Consider the following 18894-nt stretch of genomic DNA (forward strand, 5'->3'; position numbering starts at 1 on the left):
TGTATCAGTCCTGCCCTTCCTGTTCCTTCAGGTCGCCGTCGACGTAGAGCCAGCGGGCCGGGGTGCCCGGCTCGCGCGGCTCGAAAACGAAGCGGCTCAATTCCTCCAGTCGGTGCGCGCGCCCGCCCACCTTGTAGCGCGCCACGAAGGCCACCGTGGCGTGCGTGTCGTCCTGCTGCGCGTGCGACTTCACCGTCAGGCCCAGCCAGCGCGTGCCAGCATCGGCCGACAGGTCTTCTGGGCAGGTCGACGTGTGCCAGGTCTGGCGCAGCCATCCTTCATCGCCCAGCACGTAGGCGCTGTACCGCGAGCGCATCAATGCTTCGGCCGTGGACGGCGTGGCCTCGCCGCGGTGAAAGCGTCCGCAGCACGAGGCATAGGCGCCGTTGCCACACGGGCAAGGCTCGGCGCCTGCATTGCGCGCTGCGGACTGGCGCTTTTTCGTCATGCGATCAGCTCCGGCAGGTCGCGCATGTCGGTGAACACCGTCTTCACGCCCACCGCGCGCAGTGCATCGGCATCGGTACTCGCGGCGTAGCCGAACACGGTCATGCCCGCGGCCACGCCGGCGGTGGCACCCGTGGGGCTGTCTTCCACCACGGCGCAGCGCGACGGCTCCACGCCCATCGTGCGTGCGGCCAGCAGGTAGACGTCGGGCGCGGGCTTGCTGTGCTCGACCTCGGTGGCCGAGAAGATGTGCTCGCGGTCGTCGTCCTGGAACAGGCCGATCAGGTCGGTGTGCTTCAGTTGCAGCTTGACCTTGATGCGATCCGCGCCCGACGCCACGCACACGGGCAGCCCACTCGCCTTGATGGCCTCGATGGTCTGGCGGATGTGCGGAATCGCTTCCAGTTCCTCGATCAGCGCGGCGTCACGCCGCACGAACCATTCGGACAGGAAGTTGCGCGGCAGCGGCTTGCCAAGCCGCGCCTCGATATTGCCAAGCTCGTCGCGCACCGCGCGGCCGAGGAACCACTTCATCGATTCCTCCAGCGTGATCTCGATGCCCAGCTCGTTGAGCACGCGATTCAGCACGCGATGGACGATGGGCTCGCTGTCGACGAGCACACCGTCACAGTCGAAGATCACGCAATCGAAGCGTGCGGCCTGGTTTGCTGCGGTCATGCGGGTTCCTATCCTTGTTGCGTCTGCTTGTTCAGTTCATTGCCGCCGACGGCGCGCAGTTCGGTCTGCCGCCGGCTCTTGAGGTGGGCCTCGATCTGCTCGAAGCGGTCGAAGCCCCAGAACGGTTCGCCGTCAATGATCACGAACGGCGATCCAAATACGCCCTTGGCCATCGCCACGTCGATCTCGGCCTTGAGCTGGTCCTTGATCTGGTAGCTCGTGGCGCCCTCGTTCATCGCATTGGGGTCTATACCCAGCGCCTCGGCCAGCTTGCCCAGCTCGGCGGGTTCGGCGATGTTCAGGTCATCGACGAACAGCGCGCGGTACACGGCCTTGGCAAACGCGGCGGCCAGGTCGGCGCCGTGGTGGTTCTGCAGCCACAGCATGGCGCGTGCGGCGTGCTGCGTGGGCAGCGGGAAGTGGGTGGGGCGCTGGTAGTCGATGCCGTGGAACTGCGCGGTGCGCTCGAAATCGCGCCAGCAGTACTCGCCCTTGAGCGGGATGGACGGCAGCGGCGACGAGCCGGTGGTCTTGAACACCACACCCAGCAGTACCGGGTGCCACATCACGCCGCGTCCGTACTTCTGCGCGAGTTCGTCGATGCGCGTGCTGGCAAAGTAGCCGTACGGCGAGGAAAAATCGAAGTAGAAATCGATGGGGGCGGTCATCGCGAGAGGCTCCGGTTCAGGTGCGACGGTTTGATGGTTCGATGGGTTGACTGCACTTCATCCAAGCGCGCGGGCGATCAGGATCTTCTGGATGTCGCTGGTGCCTTCGTAGATCTGGCACACGCGCACATCACGATAGATCCGTTCGACCGGGAAATCGTTCACATAACCGTATCCGCCGAACACCTGGATCGCGTCCGAGCACACCTGCTCGGCCATCTCGCTGGCGAACAGCTTTGCCATGGCGGCCTCCTTCAGGCACGGCCGGCCGGCGTCCTTGAGCGCGGCGGCATGCCAGACCATCTGGCGCGCCACGTCGATCTTTGTCGCCATGTCGGCCAGGCGGAACTGCACGGCCTGGTGCTGGAACAGCGGCTGGCCAAAGCTCTCGCGTTCCTTGGCATAGGCCAGGGCCGCGTCGAACGCGGCGCGTGCCATGCCGATGCTCTGCGAGGCGATACCGATGCGCCCGCCTTCCAGGCCCGACAACGCCATCTTGTAGCCGGCGCCCTCCTCGCCCAGCAGGCAGTCGGCCGGAATGCGGCAATTTTCGAACACGATCTGCGCGGTATCCGACGAATGCTGGCCGAGCTTGTCTTCGAGCCGGGCGACGATGTAGCCGGGCGTGGACGTCGGCACCAGGAACGCGCTGATGCCGCGCTTGCCCGCCACCTTGTCGGTGACGGCCATCACGATGGCCACGTCGGCGTGCTTGCCGCTGGTGATGAACTGCTTCACACCGTCCAGCACGTAGTGGTCGCCATCGCGCCGGGCCGTGGTGCGCAGCGCGGAGGCGTCGGAGCCCACATGCGGCTCGGTCAGGCAGAACGCGCCCAGCATCTCGCCGCGTGCCAGCGGCACCAGCCAGCGCTGCTTCTGCGCATCGTTGGCAAAGGTCATCAGCATGCTGCACACCGGGCAGTTGTTGACGCTGATGACCGTGGACGTGCCGCCGTCACCGGCCGCGATCTCTTCCAGGATCAGCGCCAGCGACAGGTAGTCAAGCCCGGCGCCGCCCAGTTCCTCGGGCACCGCCACGCCATAGGCGCCCAGCCGCGCGAGCTCCTTGTGCACGTCCTTCGGAAATGTCTTGTCGCGATCCCACTGCGCAGCCTGCGGCGCGATGACGTCCTGCGCAAACTGGCGCACGGCGTCGCGGATCATCTCCTGCTCGGGGGTCAGCAGCATAGGCTTGGATCCTTACCAGGGGATGGCCGTGCCATCGTAGTTGTGGAAGCTGCCGTTGTCGTTGTGCGTCAGCCCGGCCAGCGTGCGGCGCATGCCGGCCACGCTCTGCGGCGGCGTCAGGTCGGCATTCGGGCCGCCCATGTCGGTCTGCACCCAGCCCGGATGCAGCGCCACGCAGATCGCATGGCGCGCGTCCATCGACACGCTCTTGAGCACCGCGTTGACAGCGGCCTTGCTCACGCGGTACATCCACGCGCTGTTGCCTTCCATGCCACCAATGCTGCCCATCTTCGATGACAGTACTGCGAGCACGCCGCCCCGGCCGTGATTGCCGGTCTCGACGAACGGCAGCAGCATCGGCAGCGCCATCATCGGTGCCAGCACGTTGGTATGCATCACGGTGTCGAAGTCCTGCTGCGAGATCGGTTGCGCGCCCTCGGTGCGCGGGCCGATCACGCCAGCGTTGTAGATCGCCACGTCGAAGGTCTCGCCGTCGAGCTTCCAGCCCAGGCCCGCCACCGCGCCGGCGTCGGTCAGGTCCACCTGGTGCGCTTCGGCGCCCAGCGCCTTGAGCGCCTCGACGCCTTCGGCACTGCGCGCGGCGGCCACCACGCGCCAGCCATCGGCGCGGTACTGGCGGACGAATTCAAGACCGAGACCCCGGGAAGCACCCAGGACGAGAGCGGTAGGCATGGCGAGACTCCTTGTTATGGTTAGCGGATGGCGGTCAGACGATTTCGATGCCCACGGCCGTGGCTTCGCCGCCGCCGATGCACAGCGTTGCCACACCGCGCTTGCCGCCAGTCTTGCGCAGCGCGCCGATCAGCGTGGTCATGATGCGCGCGCCCGAGGCGCCAATCGGATGGCCCAGCGCACACGCGCCGCCATGGATGTTGACCTTCTCATGCGGAATCTTGTGGTCGCGCATCGCGGCCATCGGTACGACGGCGAACGCTTCGTTGATCTCGAACAGGTCCACGCTGTCGGTGGTCCAGTCGAGCTTGCGGTACAGCTTGGCGATGGCTTCCACCGGCGCGGTCGTGAACCAGCCCGGCGCCTGGGCGTGCGACGCATGGCCCAGCATGCGCGCAATGGGCTGCAGGCCCAGCGACTTCGCGGTGGACTCGCGCATCATCACCAGCGCAGCGGCGCCGTCGTTGATCGACGACGACGAGGCGGCGGTGATCGTGCCGTCCTTGGCAAACGCGGGCTTCAGCGACGGAATCTTGTCCACCTTGATACGGCGCGGGCCTTCATCGGTATCGACGACCGTGTCGCCGCCCTTGCCCGATACCGTCACCGGCGTGATCTCCCAGCGGAAGTCGCCGGCCTCGGTGGCGCGCTGCGCGCGGCGCACCGACTCCATGGCAAACGCGTCCTGCTGCTCGCGCGTGAATTCGTACTTGGCGGCGCAGTCCTCGCCGAACGTGCCCATGGCGCGGCCCTTGTCGTAGGCGTCTTCCAGGCCATCGAGCATCATGTGGTCGTAGATCATGCCGTGGCCGATGCGGTAGCCGCCGCGCGCCTTCGGCACCAGGTACGGCGCGTTGGTCATGCTTTCCATGCCGCCGGCCACGCCGATGTCGAACGACCCGGCCAGCAGGCCGTCGTAGACCGACATGGCCGCGCGCATGCCCGAACCGCACATCTTGTTGACCGTGGTACAGGCCACGTCCAGCGGCAGCCCGGCGCCCAGCGCAGCCTGCCGTGCCGGCGCCTGACCCTGCCCGGCCGGCAGCACGCAGCCGAACACCACTTCCTGCACCTGCTCCGGCTTGATGCCCGCGCGCTCGACCGCCGCGCGGATGGCCGCGGCGCCAAGCTGCGGCGCCGTCAGACTGCTCAGTTCACTCTGGAACGCGCCCATCGGGGTGCGTACCGCGGATACGATGACGATCGGGTCTTGTTGCATGTCTGTGTCTCCTCCGAAGCAGGGTTGGGGCTTCGTGCGTGTAGTGGGGGCAGCGGATCAGCGATTCAGCCGATCAGCGGATCGATGCCTGGGGCGGGTCGCCGTACTGCTGCAGCGCCGCTGCAATCTGGGCCTGGAGTTCGTCGTTGTTGCTGGCGGCCATGCCCAGGTCGCGCAGCAGGCCGTCGGACACGCCGTAGATCCAGCCATGGACGGTCACTTCCTGCCCACGGTCCCAGGCGTCCTGCAGCACGGTGGTCTGGCAGACGTTGTTGACCTGCTCGATCACGTTCAGCTCGCACAGGCGCGTGTGGGCATCGTCCTCGCGCAGCACGGTGCCCAGGTACGACGAATGCTTGTCGGCCACGTCCTGCACGTGCCGCAGCCAGTTGTCGGCCAGGCCCACGCGCTCGCGCTTGAGCGCTACCTTCACGCCGCCGCAGCCGTAGTGGCCCACCACGGTGATGTGGCGCACCTTCAGCACTTCCACGGCGAACTGGATCACCGACAGCGCGTTCAGGTCGCTGTGCGAGATCACGTTGGCGATGTTGCGATGGACGAATACCTCGCCCGGCGCCAGGCCCAGGATCTGGTTGGCCGGCACGCGCGAATCGGAGCAGCCGATCCACAGGTATTCGGGCGCCTGCTGGTTGGCCAGGCGCGTGAAGAACGAGGGGTCTTCCGCGTTGACGCGGTCTACCCACTCACGGTTGTTGCGGAACAGTTGGGCGATGGCGTCAGTCATGCTGCCCTCCTTGCGTCGTCGGTTGAAGCAGCGCCGTAGCGATGGATGAAGCGTTCTTGTTGTGGATAGGCGAAGAAGTCATGAACATGACCGGCCAGAAGCCGGTCCTTGTGTTGCTGCCACAGGGCAGCGTCGAAGAAATCGGGATGGTGCCGCAGGAACGCGGCGCGCACGCGCGGATTGCCGAGCAGGAACGTGCGGTAAGTCTCCGGAAAGATGTCGTGCGCACGTACGGTGTACCACACCTCGCCCGACATTTCCTCTTCCTCGTTGCGCGGCTCGGGCACGCGCCGGATATTGCAATCGGTCAGGTACTCGATCTCGTCGTAGTCGTAGAACACCACGCGGCCATGCCGCGTCACGCCGAAATTCTTGTAGAGCATGTCGCCCGGGAAGATGTTGGCGGCCATCAGTTCCTTGATGGCGTTGCCATATTCCAGGATGCCGTGGTCCACCTGCTCGTCGGTGCCGTCCTGCAGCCAGATGTTCAGCGGGGTCATGCGCCGTTCGATGTACAGGTGGCGCACCACGATCTCGTCGGCGCCATCGCTGCCGCGCTGGTATTCGAGCATCGACGGCACGTGCCGCACCAGCTCGCGCATCAGCGCGTCGTCGAAGCGGGACAGCGGGAACGCCACGTCCGAATATTCGAGCGTATCGGCCATGCGGCCCACGCGGTCGTGCTGCTTCACGAGCTGGTACTTCGATTCCACGATTTCGCGCGTGGTTTCCTTGGGGGCCGGAAACGCGTCGCGGATCACCTTGAACACATAGGGGAACGACGGCAGCGTGAACACCAGCATCACCAGCCCCTCGATGCCTGGGGCGATGACGAACCGGTCGGACGAATGCTGCAGGTGGTGCAGGAAGTCGCGGTAGAACAGGTTCTTGCCCTGCTTCTGCAGGCCCAGCGACGTATAGATCTCGGCGCGCGACTTGCGCGGCAGCAGGTCGCGCAGGAACGTCACGTAGGCCGACGGAATCTCCATGTCCACCATGAAGTAGGCATGCGTGAACGAGAACAGTACCAGTAGCTGCTCGGGGTGCAGCAGCACCGTGTCCAGCACGAGCTTGCCCGACGGCCCGTGGATCACGGAAATCGCCATCGGATAGGTCTGGTCGCCGTTCATCACGCGGCCGATGATGAAGGCCGACTTGTGGCGGAAGAACAGCGACGACAGCGTATGAACCTGGAAATTGGGCGCGATCGGAAACTCGCCGGCATGCTCGGCGATGGCGCGCAGCACATAGTCCACGTCGCGCTTCAGGTCTTCGAACGGCGTATCAAGCTGGAAGTTGTGCACGATCCGCTCGAAGCAGGCGGCCATGCCCTCGCGGTTGCCCGGATAGTAGGCGCGGTAGGTGGGCTTGGTCGGCGATTCCTCGTTCTCGATGTACTCGGTGGAAACCGCCGGGCGCACGAAGATGAAATCGTTCTTGAAGTACGAGCGATGCAGGATGCGCGTGCAGACCGAATTGAAGAACGTCTCGGCCAGTTCGGGCTGGTGATGGTTGGTCAGCAGCCCGATGTAGTGCAGCTTGATCTGCTGCCAGATGTCGTCGTCGATGTCTTCGGCATCGTATTCGTCCTGCAGGATCATCACCGCCTCGTGCACGCGTTCGTTGTAGAACGCGATACGGTCGCGCTGCAGCGTCTGCAGGCCATGCCAGTCCCCCGCCTCGAAGCGCGCCTTGGCGTCGATGCTGGCTTCGCGGAACAGCCGGTAATGCTTGTCGAACCCGTCCAGGATGGTCCGCGCCACATCGTAGGCAATCTGCGAGGAGAGCAGCTTGGGGAAGTGCGACATGACTGGAAAATTTCCGGACGTTCGGTAGGCGGCTGGAGTCGAAATTGTAACGGCGTTCGGCACTTACCTCCGGGTATTACCGAACGCCTCCGGAGTCACTTCTGTCCTTACATTGTCTCGGCAAACAATTCGCGGCCAATCAGCATGCGGCGGATTTCCGAGGTACCGGCGCCGATTTCGTACAGCTTGGCGTCGCGCCACAGCCGGCCCACCGGGTATTCGTTGATGTAGCCATTGCCGCCCAGGATCTGCACCGACTCGCCGGCCATCCACGTGGCCTTTTCCGCCGTGTACAGGATCACGGCGGCACAGTCCTTGCGCACCTGGCGCACGTGGTCGGTGCCCAGCGCGTCGAGGTTCTTGCCCACCGTGTACACGTAGCTGCGTGCGGCCTGCAGCGTGGTGTACATGTCCGCCACCTTGCCCTGGATCAACTGGAATTCGCCGATGCTCTGGCCGAACTGCTTGCGGTCGTGGATGTACGGCGTCACCACGTCCATGCACGCCTGCATGATGCCGACCGGACCGCCCGACAGCACCGCGCGCTCGTAGTCGAGCCCGCTCATCAGCACCTTGGCGCCGCTGTTTTCGGCACCGAGGATGTTTTCCACGGGCACTTCCACGTCCTGGAATACCAGCTCGCCCGTGTGCGACCCGCGCATGCCCAGCTTGTCCAGCTTCTGCGCCACCGAGAACCCCTTCATGCCCTTTTCGACGATGAAGGCGGTCATGCCGCGCGCGCCCAGGTCCGGCTCGGTCTTGGCGTAGACCACCAGCACGTCGCAGTCGGGGCCGTTGGTGATCCACATCTTGGTGCCGTTCAGCACGTAGCGGTCGCCCTTGAAGTCCGCGCGCAGCTTCATGCTGACCACATCCGACCCGGCGTTCGGCTCGCTCATGGCCAGCGCGCCGATCCATTCGCCCGACACCAGCTTCGGCAGGTACCTGGCCTTCTGGGCGGCCGTGCCGTTGCGGTGGATCTGGTTCACGCACAGGTTCGAATGGGCGCCGTACGACAGGCCCACCGACGCCGACGCGCGGCTGATTTCCTCCATCGCGATCATGTGGGCCAGGTAGCCCATGTTGGCGCCGCCGTACTCCTCGGCCACGGTAATGCCCAGCACGCCCAGGTCGCCCATCTTCTTCCAGGCATCCATCGGGAACTGGTCGGTGCGGTCGATTTCGCCGGCGCGCGGCGCCAGCTCGGCCTGCGCCCAGTTGCGCACCGATTCGCGCAGCATTTCGATGTCTTCGCCGAGGTCGAATCTCAGGCCAGGGAGTTCGGTCATGGTGGTTGTCTCCTGTGCGTTGCTCTACGTGTCGGGATATTTTATTGACGTTTACGTAAACGTCAATTGGTGCTGCCGATAGGTGCCGAATACTGGGTGCGGTCAGGCCGTACGCGTCTTGCCCGCATCATGGTGTGCCGCCAGCAGCGCCTTGCACTGGCGTTCGTGCTGGTCGATCTCGGCAAGTTGGGCCTGCAGGTCGTCCATTTGCCGCTCCAGCGTGCCGCGATGCTGGGCCAGCAGGTGCAGAAACCGTTCGAGTTGCGGCGCGGTATCACGCGGCGACTCGTAGAGATCCAGGATTTCGCGGATTTCGTTGAGAGTGAGCCCCAACCTTTTGCCGCGCAGCGTCAGCTTCAGGCGCGTGCGTTCGCGGCCGTTGTAGACACGTTTGCGCCCGCTGGGGCCTTCGCGGTCGGGCGAAAGCAGGCCCTGGTCTTCGTAGAACCGGATCGCGCGCGGCGTGACTTCGAATTCGCGCGCAAGATCGGTGATGGTGTAAGTGGCGGAGGTTGGCTGAGCCGACATGGGGCGTCCCACAAAAATGAACGGTCGTTCGCTGATTCGTTGCGCAATCAACTTTTTCGTCTAAGATGACATGCACGGCGCGATGATTGACGTTAACGTTAACGTTAGCGTCAACTGCCGCGCATGACAATCCGAACAAGAGCGGGCTTCCAGCCTGCCGATATCGAAGAGACAAATCCCATGAACGCACTCGAACATCAGCTTCAATATCCGTTTGGCGAGACCATGCCCGAACCGGGCACCCGGCAGGAGGTAGCGCCGGGCGTGTACTGGCTGCGCATGCCGCTGCCCTTCGCGCTCGACCACATCAACCTGTGGCTGGTGCGTGACCGTATCGACGGCCGCGACGGCTGGACGATCATCGACTGCGGCATTACCAACGACACCATCCAGGCCCACTGGGAAACCATTTTCGCCAACGAGCTGGAAGGCCTGCCCGTGCTGCGCGTGCTGGTGACGCACTGCCACCCCGACCACGTTGGCCTGGCGCACTGGATCTGCCGGCGCTGGGACGTGCGGCTGTGGATGAGCCTGGGCGACTACATGTCGGCCCGCGTGATGGCTGGCGGCTCGGGCGTGGGCTCCAATGCTGGCGGCGACTTCGCGGCCAGCCACTTTGCCCGGCATGGCCTGACCGACCCCGATCACCTGGAAAAGCTGCGCGCGCGCAAGGCCTACTACCCGTCGCTGGTGCCGGACCTGCCCACGCAGTACCGGCGCCTGATGGACGGCGACACAGTGCAGATCGGCAGCGATCCGGCTACGTCGTCGTGGCGCGTGATCACGGGCTACGGCCACGCCCCCGAGCACGTGGCGCTCTACAACGCGGCGACCAACGTGCTGATTTCCGGCGACATGGTGCTGCCGCGCATCTCGACCAATGTCAGCGTGTTCGACATGGAGCCCGAAGCCAATCCGCTGCAGCTATATCTGGATTCGCTGGGCAAGTACGACGACCTGCCCGACGACGTGCTGATCCTGCCGTCGCACGGCCGGCCGTTCCGCAACATCCACACCCGCATCCTGCAACTGCGCGAGCATCACGTCGACCGCCTGGCCGAAACGCTGCAGGCTTGCGCCGAAAAGCCGTGCAATGCGTTCGATATCGTCGGCGTGATCTTCCGCCGTCAGTTCGACATCCACCAGCTGACCTTCGCCATGGGCGAGGCGCTGGCGCACCTGCATGCGCTATGGCATCGCGGCGAGCTTGCCCGTCAGCTGGACGATGACGGCGTGATCCGTTTCACCAAGGCCTAGAGCCCCGGGCCCCAAACCCTAAATCCGGCCGGCTTCGAAGTCCTGAGCCAATGTCCCAAGGTAGCGCGCGCCGGCCACGGCGCGGCTGCCGTACCACGACAGCATCTCGCCATCCACCAGCACTACTGGCTTGCCGATCTGCCGCTCCAGCGCGTCGGCATGATCCTCGGTGAATCGGTAGGGCTCGGTGGATAGCAGCACGGCGTCCAGTTCGCGCACCAGCGCATCGCTCCAGCGAAACGTCGGATAACGCTCGCCCTCGGCGTTCGGACGGCTGCAGTCGCCGTCGACGCACGCTTCCGGCACGGCATCCGACGGCCACGTCGCCCAGTTCACCAGCGCCAGCATCTGGCTGATATAGGTATCGCGCGACACCGTCATCCACGGGTCCTGCCAGATCGCGTAGAGCACGCGGCGCGCGGGCCATGGCCGGGCGCGCAGCGCGTCCAGCGCGGCCTGCAGGTCGGCCGCCAGCCTGTCGGCCTGCGCCTGCCGCCCAAAAATGCCGCCCAGCATCGCGTAGAGCGCGAAGTTGTCGTCCGGGCGGCATGGATGCGTGACGATCACGTGCGGCACGAAGGTGCGGATCTCGTCCACGGTCTCGCGACGGTTCTCGTCGATGTTCACGATCACGTGGGTCGGCGCCAGGGCGCGCAGGCGGTCCAGCTTGACGTCCTTGGTGCCGCCCACCTTGTCCACGGCGCGCACCGCCGGCTCCGGGTGAATGCAGAAGCCAGTGCGCGCCACGACCTGATCGTCCAGGTCCAGGTCGAACAGCAGCTCGGTGATCGACGGTACCAGCGACGCGATGCGCACCGTGCCGCTGGCCGCGCCATGCTCCTGACCCACCGCATCGGTCCACATCACGCGCTCCGCGACTGGCGCGGCTTGCGCGGCGCGCGCCGGAACAGCGCGTCGTAGAGCCAGCGCGGCATGACATTCAGCACCGACGCCACCACGCCCATCTGCCACGGAATCACGGCAAAGCGCGTACCGGCCGCAATCCGGCGCACGGCCTTGCGCGCGAACACGTCGGCGTCCATCAGGAACGGCATCGGATACGGATTGTGCTCGGTCATCGGCGTACGGATGTACCCCGGGGCAATCGTCACTACGCGGATCCGCTCGTGCGACTGCTCCAGCCGCAGGCTTTCCAGCAACTTGATCACGGCCGATTTCGACGCGCTGTACGCCCCGCCACCGGGCAGACCACGGATGCCGGCCACGCTGGCAATGCCCACCAGCGTGCCACGCCAGCCATCCGGACCGGGCGGCTGCGTGCGCATCGGCTCCAGGAACGGCTGGAACGTCGTCAGCGTGCCAAACCAGTTGGTGTCCATGACGGCGCGAAACACCTCCAGGTCTTCGCGCTCGCTGGCAGCGGTGCCCACCGAGATGCCGGCGTTGGCAATCACCACGTCCGGACACCCGACCTGGGCGATGAAGTCGGCGGCAGCGGCGTTCATGGCATCGGCATCGCGCACATCGGCAGCATAGACGCGGATGGCGTCCGGGTTCGGCAGGCTGGCGGCAAACGCACGGAGTGCGTCCTCACGTCGGCCAACCAGGCCCAGCACGGCGCCCTGCTCGGCATAGGCCCGCGCCAGCGCCTGGCCAATGCCGCTGGAGGCGCCAGTCAGGAAGATTTTTTGAGGGTTCATGGGTGGGAATATACCTGCGGTCAGGTTTTCTCCCCTCTTCCTCTGGGAGTGGGGCCGGGGGTGAGAGCTGGCGGTTCAAATTACGACAAGTCGGCAAGCAGAGCCTCGTTGCCCTCTCCCGCACGCGGGAGAGGGGAGCTGAAGGGGGGCGCGGCAGAGGGGAGCAGGTCACCGGATCCCAAAAACCAAAACAGCCCGGCGCACCACGTGCGCCGGGCTGTCAAAGCCAGTCGGCAAAACGCTCAAATACCGATCAGAGCTTCTTGTCGCGTACGCCCGTGACCAGGAAGTCCATCGCCTGGATGGCGGCGCCCTTCGTGCCGGCGATCGACGGCGAGGTTTCGTACTTGCCCTGCACCACCACGGTCGGCACGCCATCGATCTTGTAGGCGTCGGCGATCTTGTTGGCACGCTGGGCGTTCGTGGTGACCGAGAACGAGTTGTACGTATCCAGCCACTGCTTGCGGTCGATGCCGTTGGCGGCCATGAAATCGGCGATCTCGTTCGTGTCGACCATGCGCTTGCGCTGCTTGTGGATCGCGTCGAACACCTTGGTGTGCATGGCGTCGAGCTTGCCCAGCGATTCCAGCGCGTAGAAGATCTTGGTATGCGGCAGCAGGTCGTCGCGGAAGGCCACCGGCACGCGCTTGAAGACCACGTCCTTGCCCTGCTTCTTGACCCACGCTTCCAGCTCCGGCTCGAAGTCGTAGCAGTGCGGGCAGCCGTACCAGAAGAACTCGGTCACCTCGACCTTGCCGGCCGGCACCGGCTGCGGGGCTTTCAGAACCGTGTAGTCCTTGCCTTCGGTCGGCGCGGCCATGGCGGCGGGCGCGGACATCAGCAGGCCGCCTACGGCGGCAGCGGTGGCGATCAGTGCGGCGATTTTCTTCATGTTCGAAGGGCCTTACGGTTGAACGTGCTCGGCGAGCAGATGGAATGCGTCTATGACTCCGGCAGCGTCACTTGGTTCGCAAGGCCGCCGCCGGTGCGCGAAATTCGCGGAATTATTGCTTGGTGAAACGGATCACCGAGGCATCGAAACCGGCCGACTGCAGCCTGTCCCGTGCGCGGTTCATGTCCTCGATCCGGTTGAACGGCCCCAGCCGGACGCGGTACATCTTCACGCCATTCACGTCGCGGTCGGTCACCCGAGCCTCGAAGCCCTGCATGGCCAGGTTGGCCTTCTGGCGGTCGGCGTCGTCCTGCGAGCGGAACGCGCCCACCTGCAGCAGGTAGCCCACCTTGTTGGCGTCGGCCTGGGCGATTTCGGCGATCGGGTCGGCCACCGGCTTCTCGGCCGGGCGCGCGGCCGGCTTTTCGGCCGGCTTGCTGGCCACCGCACCGTTGCTGGCGCCGCTCGGCACTTCCGCCGGGCGGGTCGTGGCCACGGGCGGCTGCTGCGGGGCGGCCGGCTGTTCAGGCTGGCCCACCGGCTTGGCCGGCGTCTTGCTCCACAGCGGCTTGTTCGGGTCGGTCGGCTCGGCGTTCTGCTGCGCCTGCTGGGTCGGGCTCGGCAGCGCGCTGGCCACGTTGCCCGGCTCGGTCGGGCGCGGCGCCGGGGTGTTGTTGCTGCCCTTGAACGGCGCGGGCGACTTGGTGATGTACAGGGCGATGACCACGGCAATGGCCAGGCCGACGATCAGTCCGAGCACCAGGCCCAGGAACGTTCCGCCACGCTGCATCTGGCGATGACGAACGGCGCGCGTGGCGCGCTTGGCTTTGTGTTGCATGAAGTCCTCTTCGGTGTTGCCGGGGATTATAGAGCCAGTCCGATGGCGCGAAGTTCAGGCGGCCGGCGATTCCTGGTCGGTGGTGCGGTCCATCCGTTGCGGCGCCGATACGCCGATCACGGCCAGGCCGTTCTTCAGCACCTGCCGCGTGGCGGCCAGCAGCGCCAGGCGGGCGCGCTTGACGGCCTCGTCGTCCACCAGCACGCGGTCGGCGTTGTAGAACGCGTGGAAGTCGCCGGCCAGGTCGCGCAGGTAGAACGCCACGGCGTGCGGCGCCAGTTCGCCGGCAGCGGCGGCCAGCATGTCCGGGAATTCGGCCAGGCGGCGGCCCAGCGCAATCGCCTGCGGGCTCACGTCGGCGGCCGTCACGGCGGCCAGGTCCACGCTGGCCAGCTCGGCTAGGCGCGACTCCCAGCCGGCGCCGCCCCATGCCTCGAAGATCGAGCAGATGCGGGCGTGGGCGTACTGCACGTAATACACCGGGTTCTCGTCGTTCTGCTTCAGCGCCAGGTCCACGTCGAACACGAACTCGGTATCGGCCTTGCGCGACAGCAGGAAGAAGCGCACGGCGTCGCGGCCGCGCGTGAAGTGCGCGGGCCAGTCGGCCACGCTGGCTTCCAGGCAGCCACGGATGGTCTCGTCGCCGCCATTGCTCCATTCGATCAGGTCGCGCACGGTCACGTACGAGCCGGCGCGCTTGGAGATCTTCACCTCCTCGCCGTTCTTCATCACGGTGACCATCTTGTGCAGCACGTAGTCGGGGTAGCCCTGCGGAATGCCGATGTCCAGGCCCTGCAGCCCGGCGCGCACGCGGGCGATGGTGCCGTGGTGGTCGCTGCCCTGCACGTTGATGACGTTGGCGAAGCCGCGCTCCCACTTGGTGGTGTGGTAGGCCACGTCCGGCACGAAGTACGTGTAGGTGCCGTCGCCCTTCTTCATGACGCGGTCCTTGTCGTCACCGTTGTCGGTGGTGCGCAGCCACAGCGCGCCTTCGTTCTCGTAGGTCTTGCCCTTGGCCACCAGCGACCGCACGGCCGCATCCACGCGCCCGTCGCTGTACAGCGACGACTCCAGGTAATAGCGGTCGAACTTGACGCCAAACGCCTGCAGGTCGATGTCCTGCTCGTTGCGCAGGTAGGTCACGGCAAACTTGCGGATCGACTCCAGGTCTTCCACGTTGCCCGACGCCGTGACCGGCTCGCCATCGGAGGCCGCCACGGTCTTGCCGGCCAGGAAGTCGGTGGCGATATCGGCGATGTAGTCGCCGTTGTAGGCCGATTCCGGCCAGCCGGCGTCGCCCGGCTTCAGGCCGCGCGCACGCGCCTGGACCGACACGGCCAGCGTGTGGATCTGCACGCCGGCGTCGTTGTAGTAGAACTCGCGGTGCACCTTCCAGCCTTGCCAGGCCAGCAGGTTGGCCAGGGCGTCGCCCAGGGCCGCCTGGCGGCCGTGGCCCACGTGCAGCGGGCCGGTCGGGTTGGCGGACACAAACTCCACCAGCACCTGGCCGTGCTCTCCGGCCGGGCGGGCGCCGAAGCGGTCGCCGTCGGCCAGCACCGCGCGCAGCACCTCGGCGCGTGCCTGGGCCGTCAGGCGCAGGTTGATGAAGCCGGGACCGGCGATCTCCAGCGCGGCCACCAGGGCGGACGCGCGCGGATCAGCCTGGACGGCATCCACCACCTTCTGCGCCAGTTCGCGCGGGTTGGTCTTCAGGGCCTTGGCCACCTGCATGGCGATGTTGCACGCCAGGTCGCCGTGGGCGGCGGCCTTCGGGCGCTCGAACGTGACCGCAGGCAGGTTGGCGTCGGCCGGGGCGAGCGCGCGCACGGCATCGGTGAACGCGGCGGCGAGTTGGGAGGTCTGAACAGGCAGCATGGGTGTCTGGGCCTTGGAAAGCTGGAATGCTCCGGGGCACCCGGACGCGGGCCAATGTGAAGGCCCCGCCGCGCGCCCCGCAGTGGAAATCGGGAAACGCGGAATTTTATCAGGTGCTATGCTGACATCATGCGACGACCTGTGCGCCCGGCGCCAGTGACGTCACGACTCGTGAAAGGAAACATCATGCTGATCACCTTCAAATCCCACGCGGCGCAGGACCTGATCATGATGAAGGATCTTGCCATCACCCTGCTTGGCATCATCGGCAAGCATCTGGGCGAACGCGGGGTGATCACGTCCGACGAAATGCCGGCGGCCATCCGCAAGCTGGAAGCTGCCGTCCAGGACGCCAAGAAGGTTCATCCCGCCGACACCACCGTGCACCCCGGCCAGGACGACGAACGCGAGGAAGAGCCGCTGCACCTGGGCCAACGCGCGTATCCGTTCCTGGACATGCTGCGCCTGTCGCAAAAGGAAGGCACCAACGTGATGTGGGGCGTCTGACCCCCATCCGCGTTCCTTCAGCGTTTACCGGCACGGCGCCGCCTGAGCACGGCGCCGCCGCCCGCCCTCTTCTGGCGGCCAATCGCGCCGTCCCACCCGCCACGCCCCTCCCCCGAATTGAAAGCCGGCTGAAAGGTTTCGCCGCCGGCCAAAAAAAAGCCCGGACACCATGAGGTGCCCGGGCATCCCGGATCAGGGATGTATCCGGAAAGGGGGGTTGCTGCAGGGGTAAGGGGAGAGACCCTCGAATTCGTGTTGATGCTGGCTATGGCCGGCTAGTCGCCATTGCGCCGGCTGGCCAGCAGCAGTCCAACGCACGCGCCCACCAGAGCCGCCAGGCCCACCGCCTTCAGCGGCGATTCGGCAACGCGCTGGCGTCCGTGGTCGACGGCCACGTCAACCTGGTCGCGCGCCCAATGCATGCCGTCGCGGCCGTGTTCGCGCATGCGGTCGCTCAGGTCGTGGGCGCGGGCACGCAGCCTGCGTCCGGCGGCCATGCCTTCGGCCGAGCCTTCACGCGCCAGCACGTCGATGGTCTGCTGGAGCTGGGCGATCAGCGCCTTGACTTCGTCCGTCACGGGGACGGCGGCGTCGCGCGTATCGCGGGCGGCATGTCGGATCTGGCGCACGGCCGCGTCCGCGCTGTCTTGCAGATGGTTGATTTCCTTGCGGATCTTGGGATTCTGCGTGAGCATGGATACTCCTTTTTTCAATCCTTGGCGTGGTCACCCGCCGGTCCCCCGGACGGGCAACTGCACGACCCGGCACGCTTAACGACGGCGCACCAGGCCCATCACGGCTGCCACCAGCGCCACGACCAGGAAGATGAAGAACAGGATCTTGGCGATTTCCACCGCGCCGGCCGCAATACCACCGAAGCCGAAAATCGCCGCCACCAGGGCGACAATGAAAAAGACGAGTGCGTAGTACAGCATGACCGGTCTCCCGAGGTTAGCGAGCGCACCTGGCTGCCGGTGCGTTCGGCTTGCGCCACGGTGCGCAAGCTCATAGCCTCATCCTAGGGTTCCACCCAAGGACCGCACACCGAACACCGACCGATTCAGATGTCAGCCAAGTCCTACAGCGCGCAGCGCGACCCGCCGGATGTGGCCGCGGCGCGCCGCCGGTACGATTGACCCCAACACGACGATGTGATTCCATGGCCGCACGCCGCGCGGGCGGTGCATCAACCGGTAACTCCCGATGGCCAAGCATTCCTTACTTTTGAGAAACACCCTGCTGCTCGCGGGCGGCATCGTGCTGACGCTGGCCGTGCTGATCGCCTCGGAAACCGGGAACCTGCGGCTGCGCGAAGGCTATACGGAGGCCATCCGCTCCCAGCAACTTCAGAGCGACCTCGGTGCGCTGGCGGCCGAACTGGTCAACGCCGAAGCCGGGCAGCGTGGGTTCTTGCTGACCGGCAAGGACAGCTACCTGGACCCGTACTACGCGGCGCTGCCGCACATCACCGAGCTGATGTCGCGCATTCGCCAGCACTACGCCAACGACCCCGAGGGCCTGCGCCAGTTCGGCGAGACCTCGCAGTTCGTGACGCGCAAGCTCAACGAGATGGCGCTGACGTTGGTGTACGGCAAGCGCGACGTCGACGTGGCGCTGGACATGATTCGTACCGATTTCGGCAAGCAGACCATGGAAAGCGCGCGACGCGGCCTGGAACAGCTGCAATCGCGCGAATCGGGCACGGTCACGCACAACCTGGAGGCTGCCGAGCACGACCTGCAGCTGTCGCGCTACGGCATCGGCCTGCTGACCACCATCAACATCCTGCTGCTGGTGGCGGTGGGCCTGGGGCACCAACGCCGCATGAAGATGGCCGAGGCCGCGCGCGAACAACTCGAAGAGGAAAGCGCGCGGCTGGATCGCAAGGTACGCGCACGCACGCGGCAGCTCTCCGCGCTGGCCGCCCACTTGCAGCGCGTGACCGAGGACGAGAAGACGCGCCTGGCGCGCGAGCTGCACGACGAACTGGGCGCCATCCTCACCGCCATCAAGCTCGACCTGCACTGGGTGAAGATGCGCGTGCAGCAGACGCATCCCGAGGCGCGCGACAAGATCACGCGCGTGATGCAGCACGCCGACCAGGCCATCCAGATCAAGCGCCGCCTGATCGAGGACCTGCGGCCCACGGTGTTGCTGAACCTGGGCCTGCGCGAGGCCATCGTGCAGCAGGTGGAAGACGTGGGCGCCCGCAACCAGTGGGAAACGCGGCTAGACCTGCCCGAATCGCTGCCGCAGCTACGCGACAACGCGGCCATCGCGCTGTACCGGATCGTGCAGGAGTCTCTGAACAACACCAGCAAGCACGCCGAAGCACAGCATGTTGCCGTGTCGCTGGCCTGCACCAGCCAGCACCTGACCCTGACAATCCGCGACGACGGCCGCGGCCTGCCGCCCGATTTCGACGCGGGCAGCATCGCCGGCCATCACGGCCTGCTGGGCATGGAGCAGCGGGTACTGGCGCTGGGCGGTACGATGCACGCGGACTCGGCGCCGGGTCAGGGCGTGACGATTCGCGTGGAGGTGCCGCTGACGACGTCGGTGCTGGCGCCGCCAGAGGAAACTACGGAAGTTTGATTGGCT

Annotated in this window: 20 protein-coding genes; 3 read left to right on the top strand and 17 right to left on the bottom strand. The window is 66.0% G+C overall.

Going from position 1 to position 18894, the window contains the following annotated elements; genetic code table 11:
• Positions 1-4: 4 nt before the first annotated feature.
• The 10 genes from MFF62_RS16480 to MFF62_RS16525 all read right to left on the bottom strand — a co-directional run bounded on the left by MFF62_RS16480 (position 5) and on the right by MFF62_RS16525 (position 9263).
• Positions 5-448, bottom strand: a complete 444-nt coding sequence (locus MFF62_RS16480; protein ID WP_238264195.1) for a YchJ family metal-binding protein — start codon at positions 446-448, stop codon at positions 5-7.
• A complete protein-coding gene (locus MFF62_RS16485; protein ID WP_238264196.1) occupies positions 445-1125 on the bottom strand; it encodes an HAD family hydrolase in 681 nt (226 codons plus the stop codon). Before MFF62_RS16485 ends, MFF62_RS16480 begins: the two co-directional genes overlap by 4 nt.
• 8 nt (positions 1126-1133) lie before the next feature.
• The gene (locus MFF62_RS16490) at positions 1134-1793 is read right to left on the bottom strand and encodes a 2-hydroxychromene-2-carboxylate isomerase (protein ID WP_238264197.1); all 660 of its coding nucleotides are present in this window, start codon (positions 1791-1793) and stop codon (positions 1134-1136) included.
• Positions 1794-1850: 57 nt separating this feature from the next.
• Positions 1851-2981, bottom strand: coding sequence for an acyl-CoA dehydrogenase family protein (locus tag MFF62_RS16495; RefSeq protein ID WP_238264198.1), 1131 nt, complete (start codon positions 2979-2981; stop codon positions 1851-1853).
• A gap of 12 nt (positions 2982-2993) precedes the next feature.
• The gene (locus MFF62_RS16500; protein ID WP_238264199.1) at positions 2994-3674 is read right to left on the bottom strand and encodes an SDR family oxidoreductase; all 681 of its coding nucleotides are present in this window, start codon (positions 3672-3674) and stop codon (positions 2994-2996) included.
• 34 nt (positions 3675-3708) lie between these two features.
• Positions 3709-4893 carry an acetyl-CoA C-acetyltransferase gene (locus MFF62_RS16505; protein WP_238264200.1) on the bottom strand — a complete coding sequence of 395 codons (1185 nt, stop codon included), beginning with the start codon at positions 4891-4893 and terminating at the stop codon, positions 3709-3711.
• Between the two features lie 73 nt (positions 4894-4966).
• The gene (gene can / locus MFF62_RS16510) at positions 4967-5638 is read right to left on the bottom strand and encodes a carbonate dehydratase (RefSeq protein ID WP_238264201.1); all 672 of its coding nucleotides are present in this window, start codon (positions 5636-5638) and stop codon (positions 4967-4969) included.
• Positions 5635-7446 carry a bifunctional isocitrate dehydrogenase kinase/phosphatase gene (gene aceK, locus MFF62_RS16515; RefSeq protein ID WP_238264202.1) on the bottom strand — a complete coding sequence of 604 codons (1812 nt, stop codon included), beginning with the start codon at positions 7444-7446 and terminating at the stop codon, positions 5635-5637. The genes can and aceK overlap by 4 nt, the downstream gene beginning before the upstream one ends.
• A 107-nt stretch (positions 7447-7553) precedes the next feature.
• A complete protein-coding gene (locus MFF62_RS16520) occupies positions 7554-8735 on the bottom strand; it encodes an isovaleryl-CoA dehydrogenase (protein WP_238264203.1) in 1182 nt (393 codons plus the stop codon).
• A 102-nt stretch (positions 8736-8837) separates the two neighbouring features.
• Positions 8838-9263 carry a MerR family transcriptional regulator gene (locus tag MFF62_RS16525; protein WP_238264204.1) on the bottom strand — a complete coding sequence of 142 codons (426 nt, stop codon included), beginning with the start codon at positions 9261-9263 and terminating at the stop codon, positions 8838-8840.
• 180 nt (positions 9264-9443) lie between these two features.
• Here MFF62_RS16525 and MFF62_RS16530 point away from each other — a divergent pair, with 180 nt between their 5' ends.
• The gene (locus tag MFF62_RS16530; RefSeq protein WP_238264205.1) at positions 9444-10520 is read left to right on the top strand and encodes an MBL fold metallo-hydrolase; all 1077 of its coding nucleotides are present in this window, start codon (positions 9444-9446) and stop codon (positions 10518-10520) included.
• An 18-nt stretch (positions 10521-10538) separates the two neighbouring features.
• Here the strand turns inward: MFF62_RS16530 and MFF62_RS16535 are convergent, their stop codons facing one another.
• The 5 genes from MFF62_RS16535 to argS all read right to left on the bottom strand — a co-directional run bounded on the left by MFF62_RS16535 (position 10539) and on the right by argS (position 15786).
• Positions 10539-11384 carry a helical backbone metal receptor gene (locus MFF62_RS16535; protein WP_238264206.1) on the bottom strand — a complete coding sequence of 282 codons (846 nt, stop codon included), beginning with the start codon at positions 11382-11384 and terminating at the stop codon, positions 10539-10541.
• Complete coding sequence (locus MFF62_RS16540; protein WP_238264207.1) at positions 11384-12181, bottom strand: SDR family oxidoreductase; 798 nt, start codon at positions 12179-12181, stop codon at positions 11384-11386. The genes MFF62_RS16535 and MFF62_RS16540 overlap by 1 nt, the downstream gene beginning before the upstream one ends.
• Before the next feature lie 253 nt (positions 12182-12434).
• Complete coding sequence (locus MFF62_RS16545; RefSeq protein WP_238264208.1) at positions 12435-13073, bottom strand: thiol:disulfide interchange protein DsbA/DsbL; 639 nt, start codon at positions 13071-13073, stop codon at positions 12435-12437.
• A gap of 112 nt (positions 13074-13185) precedes the next feature.
• Positions 13186-13911 (bottom strand): SPOR domain-containing protein, encoded by a 726-nt coding sequence (locus tag MFF62_RS16550; RefSeq protein WP_238264209.1) that lies wholly within the window; start codon positions 13909-13911, stop codon positions 13186-13188.
• Positions 13912-13965: 54 nt separating this feature from the next.
• A complete protein-coding gene (gene argS, locus MFF62_RS16555; RefSeq protein WP_238264210.1) occupies positions 13966-15786 on the bottom strand; it encodes an arginine--tRNA ligase in 1821 nt (606 codons plus the stop codon).
• A 186-nt stretch (positions 15787-15972) separates the two neighbouring features.
• On the opposite strand from argS, the gene MFF62_RS16560 reads away from it, so the two are divergent.
• Positions 15973-16293, top strand: coding sequence for a DUF1840 domain-containing protein (locus tag MFF62_RS16560; RefSeq protein ID WP_238264211.1), 321 nt, complete (start codon positions 15973-15975; stop codon positions 16291-16293).
• A 275-nt stretch (positions 16294-16568) separates the two neighbouring features.
• On the opposite strand, the gene MFF62_RS16565 is transcribed toward MFF62_RS16560, so the two are convergent.
• Both MFF62_RS16565 and MFF62_RS16570 read right to left on the bottom strand, forming a co-directional pair.
• Positions 16569-16988 carry a DUF883 family protein gene (locus MFF62_RS16565; RefSeq protein ID WP_238264212.1) on the bottom strand — a complete coding sequence of 140 codons (420 nt, stop codon included), beginning with the start codon at positions 16986-16988 and terminating at the stop codon, positions 16569-16571.
• A gap of 75 nt (positions 16989-17063) precedes the next feature.
• On the bottom strand, positions 17064-17228 hold the full coding sequence (locus MFF62_RS16570) for a DUF1328 domain-containing protein (RefSeq protein ID WP_066734861.1): 165 nt from the start codon (positions 17226-17228) through the stop codon (positions 17064-17066).
• Positions 17229-17496: 268 nt separating this feature from the next.
• Here MFF62_RS16570 and MFF62_RS16575 point away from each other — a divergent pair, with 268 nt between their 5' ends.
• On the top strand, positions 17497-18888 hold the full coding sequence (locus tag MFF62_RS16575; RefSeq protein ID WP_238264213.1) for a sensor histidine kinase: 1392 nt from the start codon (positions 17497-17499) through the stop codon (positions 18886-18888).
• The last annotated feature ends 6 nt before the right edge of the window (positions 18889-18894 follow it).

This window comes from Cupriavidus pauculus, assembly GCF_022179805.1.
In the GTDB taxonomy this organism is placed as follows: domain Bacteria; phylum Pseudomonadota; class Gammaproteobacteria; order Burkholderiales; family Burkholderiaceae; genus Cupriavidus; species Cupriavidus pauculus_E.